We start from the raw sequence: 4058 nt of genomic DNA, 5'->3' as shown, positions 1-4058 counted from the left end.
GGTACTGCAGGGGGGACCCTGTGGGAGAGTAGGACGCCGCCGAACAATCATTCACAGAGAACCCCCATCCGGGAAACCGGATGGGGGTTCTTTGCGTTGTGATTCACTCGTCCTGGAATTCTTCGTCCTCTTCCCACCGCCGCGATTGTGCCTGGGCCGACGCCCGGCCATCGGGTTGAGGCGGTACCGCCGCCGTTCCCCACGCCGGCCGGGTCAGCCAGGCGTCTCTGTCGTTGGTGAGCCGGGCGATGCCCGTCCCGTCCGGCCGCATGGTGTAGAGGTCGGCCCCGGAGCCGGCGGGGTCCTGGGCGAAGACGATGGACTTGCCGTCGGGCGCGTAGGCGGCGGTGCCGTAGAAGACGTTGGACGGGGCGGGAGTCAGCGCGCCGATGGCGGTGCCGTCGGGGTGGACGGTGTAGATACCGCCGCCGGGGGCGTCGGCGCGGCCGGCCGGGTAGGTGGTGAAGAGGATCTGGGTGCCGTCGGGGGACCAGTTGGCGCGGTCTCCGGCGCGCAGTTCCCAGGGGGTGAGCTGCCGGAGCCCGGTGCCGTCCGCGGCGACGACGTAGATGGCGCGGCTGTTGGCGGGCTGACCGGTGGCATTGGTGCGGTACTCGAAGGTGAGTTGTTTGCCGTCGGGTGACCAGCTGGGGTTGCTGACCTGCCCGGAGTACGGCTTGTCGTTGGTGAGGAAGGTGAGCCGCTGGACGTCGGTGCCGTCGGGGCTCATCAGGTAGAGGTCCGAGTACTGGACCTGGTATTTGTCGGCCGGGTCGAGGGCGCCCCAGGAGCGGCTGAAGGCGAGTTGCTTGCCGTTGGGCGAGTAGGCGGGGGCGCGTTCGTCCTCGTTGGCGCAGTCGGCGGTGCCGGTCTCGCAGAGCTGGCCGATCTGGTGGGCTTCGTCGCCGGTGGTGGAGACCGTCCAGAGGCGGGCGGCGCCGCTCCGTGGGTCGGTCCGGTCGAAGGCGATCGTGCTGCCGTCCGGGGACCAGTCGGGGCGGTCGTCGCGCGTGCGGTCGGGCGGCTGGGTGACCTGGTGCCAGCTGGTGCCGTCGGGTGCGAGGGTGACGATGGCGCTGGTGGTGCGGGCGGCGTTGAGGAATTCCCCGCCGACGATCAGACCGTTGTGCGCGGGGACCGCAGGCGTTCCGGCGGCGGCGCCGACCACACCGGGGCTCGCGGCGGTGGTCGTCGGCTCGGGTGCGGTGGAGGGGGCGTCCGCTTGGATCTCGGACAGGGGGATCTCACCGGGTTCGGCGCCGCACCCGGTGAGCAGGGCGCTCAGCAGCAGAAGGCCCGCACCGGCGCTGGCGCGGGTGCGGGCCTCGGGTGTGGACCTGGGGGACTGCCCTGTGCGGGTCATCCGTGTCATATCCGCTCCGACCTTTCCGACCTCTCCGGCGTTCGCTCCGTCTCCGATGCAGGACGAAGGCCCCTCAAAGGGGCTGTCACTGTGTCAGACGGGGAGCGTCGGCGACCGGGCGACACGCGACGCCTGGCGTTTGGTCGGTCACACGGAGTAGAAGGTCTCGCGGAGTGGCGAAGTGGAGCGCCGGTGCGGGGTGGAACAGGGGCGAGGTGGAACCCGGGCGGGGCCGGTCAGCCCCGGGCGGCGCGGCGCTCGGCCTTGGCGAGGGCCTCCGCCTCGTCCTCGGCCTCGGCGACCTCCAGGGTGGGCGCGGTGCCGTCGAGGTGGGTGGGCAGCCACCAGGTGTCGTCCGGGCCGGAGGGCTTGCCGGGGTACTCGCGCTGGGCCCGGTCGAGCATCTCGCTCATGGCCGCGCGCAGCCGTCTGGTGACCATGACGGGCTTGTCGTCCGGGCCCAGGTGAATCGGTTCGCCGATCATGATGGTGACGGGGACGTGGCGCTTGGTCAGGGTCTTCGGGCGGCCCTTGGTCCAGAGCTGCTGGGTGCCCCAGAGGATGACGGGCAGCAGCGGGGTGCCGGAGTCGGCGGCCATCCGGGCGGCGCCGGTCTTGAACTTCTTCAGCATGAACGAGCGGCTGATGGTCGCCTCGGGGAACACCCCGACGACCTCGCCGGCCTTGAGGGCGCGCACGGCGGCCTCGTACGCGGGCTGCCCGTCGGTGCGGTCGACCGGGATGTGCTTCATGCCGCGCATCAGCGGGCCGGAGACCCGGTGCTTGAAGACGTCGTCCTTGGCCATGAAACGGGTCTTGCGCTTGCCGCCGCGGTAGGCGCCGAGGCCGGCGAAGAGGAAGTCCAGGTAGCTGATGTGATTGCTGACCAGTACGGCTCCGCCCCTGGCGGGGATGTTCTCGGCGCCTACGATCTTGATCCGCACGTCGAGCGCACGGAAGGCGGTGAGTGCGGCGCCGATCACCGGCGGGTACACGAACTCTGCCACGGTCAGTCCTGACTTCCACGGGCCGGAGCCCGGTACGGCGGGTACCCGCGTCGCTGAGTGGGGGCCGACCGGAGCGCGGCACGCCGCGGCGGTCACGGGTGATTCACGGAGATGATCCCCCGAACGAGTGCCTGCTGTCACCTGAGCCGTGCGGTCAAGCGGATATTCGCGGTGTGATCTCCGTGATGAGTTCGGGTGGGAACTTTTCCCTCCCCGGCGACCTGGAGGCCCGGTCCGTCCCGAAGGCCCAGGGGCCCAGGGTTGCGGTCAGGCTCCGGCGCCGAGGCGCCCCTGGGCGCGCCGGACGAGGGGGTAGATCTCGCGGCCGAGGCAGTAGCCGAACGCGGCGTTGAGGAAGGCCGCGGCCAGGGCGACCGCCGTGGCGAGTAGGCCGAGCCAGGCCACCCCGGTGAGGAAGCCGAGGGCGCCGACGGCGGCGAACACCAGGCCGACGCCCTGCGCGAAGCGGGGCGGCCGCTCGTCCTCGGTCTCGGAGGGCGGGGTCAGCCGGGGGAGGAGGAAGGCCTGGTAGAGCCAGCCGTAGGGGGAGAGCCGCAGGCCGCCGAACGCGCCGAGTGCGAAGACGAGGGCCTGGACGGCCAGCAGCACGTCGCTGCCGGTGATGAGGGCGGCGGCCAGGACGACAGAGGTGAGCGCGGCGGCGAAGCGGGGACCGCGAGGGTCGATCTGCACGAGGGCTCCGGGAGGGTCGCGACGGGCGGCGGCGGGGCGCGTCAGCGACAGCGGGTGGTGGTGGCCCGGCCCAGGTCGACGACGCGGCGGGAGGTCAGCAACGGCGGTGCGGTGCGGTCGGATTCCACCCGGCGATCGTACGCGGGCCCGGCTCGGTGGTCGACCTCCCTTTCGGGGCCCGGGGCCGCTGCCGCAGACTGGGGGATGGCCGGGTTGGTGGTGTACGTCGTCGTGCCGGCGCCGGCGACCGCCTCCTGGCTGCTACGGGTACGGCGCGACGGGAGGCTGAGGGTGCGCACCAACGGCGGGGCGGTACGGCTGTCGGAGGCGGAGCTGGGCGGGGCGCTCGGCGAGCGGGCGACGCTGGTTCAGTTCTCGACGGCGTTCTGTCAGCCGTGCCGGGCCACCCGCCGGGTGCTCGCGGAGGTGGCCGGCATGGTCGACGGGGTGGCGCACGTCGAGGTGGACGCCGAGGAGCGGCTGGAGCTGGTCCGCCGGCTGGAGATCCTGCGCACGCCGACCGTCCTGGTGCTGGACGGGGGTGGCCGGGTGGTGCGCCGGGCGGCCGGACTGCCGCGCAAGGTGGACGTGATCGCGGCGCTCGGCGAGACGGTGTGAGCCGGGGCCCCGGCGGTCCTGTGGCGGATATGTAGCCCGATCAGGTGGTGTCGGGGTTGCCCTGGGGCAGGATGGGCGCAGACGGAAGTGCAGCCGCCCGGCCTAAGCTACTGGCGAGTAGTGACCACTGGACTACTGCCGAGTATGCTGCCAGGAAGTTCCGGACCGGCACGGGAACTCGCTGCCCGGAGCGGGTGCGCACCGTGTTCGCGCCCCGCTTGCACAGCCGCAGCCGCCGGACGAGACCAGTACAGGAGACAGGCCGTGAGCTTGAGGATCGTTGTCTGTGTGAAGTACGTGCCGGACGCGACGGGTGACCGTCGGTTCGCGGACGACCACACCACCGACCGGGAGGGTGTGGACGGCCTTCTGTCGGA

4 protein-coding genes and 1 pseudogene are annotated in these 4058 nt (G+C 71.9%); 2 read left to right on the top strand and 3 right to left on the bottom strand.

Translation table 11 applies throughout. The features are described 5' to 3' along the window. Positions 1-103: 103 nt before the first annotated feature. The 3 genes from AB0R04_RS38785 to AB0R04_RS38775 form a co-directional block, all read right to left on the bottom strand. Positions 104-1363 carry a hypothetical protein gene (locus AB0R04_RS38785; RefSeq protein ID WP_363378879.1) on the bottom strand — a complete coding sequence of 420 codons (1260 nt, stop codon included), beginning with the start codon at positions 1361-1363 and terminating at the stop codon, positions 104-106. A gap of 236 nt (positions 1364-1599) precedes the next feature. After that, positions 1600-2370, bottom strand: coding sequence for a lysophospholipid acyltransferase family protein (locus tag AB0R04_RS38780; RefSeq protein WP_363378877.1), 771 nt, complete (start codon positions 2368-2370; stop codon positions 1600-1602). 267 nt (positions 2371-2637) lie between these two features. Beyond that, positions 2638-3063 (bottom strand): DUF4395 domain-containing protein, encoded by a 426-nt coding sequence (locus tag AB0R04_RS38775; RefSeq protein WP_063350143.1) that lies wholly within the window; start codon positions 3061-3063, stop codon positions 2638-2640. Positions 3064-3267: 204 nt separating this feature from the next. Between AB0R04_RS38775 and AB0R04_RS38770 the strand changes: the two genes are divergently transcribed. Both AB0R04_RS38770 and AB0R04_RS38765 read left to right on the top strand, forming a co-directional pair. Further along, on the top strand, positions 3268-3681 hold the full coding sequence (locus tag AB0R04_RS38770; RefSeq protein ID WP_363378875.1) for a thioredoxin family protein: 414 nt from the start codon (positions 3268-3270) through the stop codon (positions 3679-3681). Between the two features lie 264 nt (positions 3682-3945). Further along, positions 3946-4058 (top strand): annotated as a pseudogene (locus tag AB0R04_RS38765) (electron transfer flavoprotein subunit beta); the annotation flags it as partial.

This window comes from Kitasatospora sp. NPDC056731 (assembly GCF_040687675.1).
GTDB lineage: Bacteria > Actinomycetota > Actinomycetes > Streptomycetales > Streptomycetaceae > Kitasatospora.
Note: the sequence above shows the minus strand (reverse complement) of the source record. Positions and strands in the feature narration are given on the sequence as shown.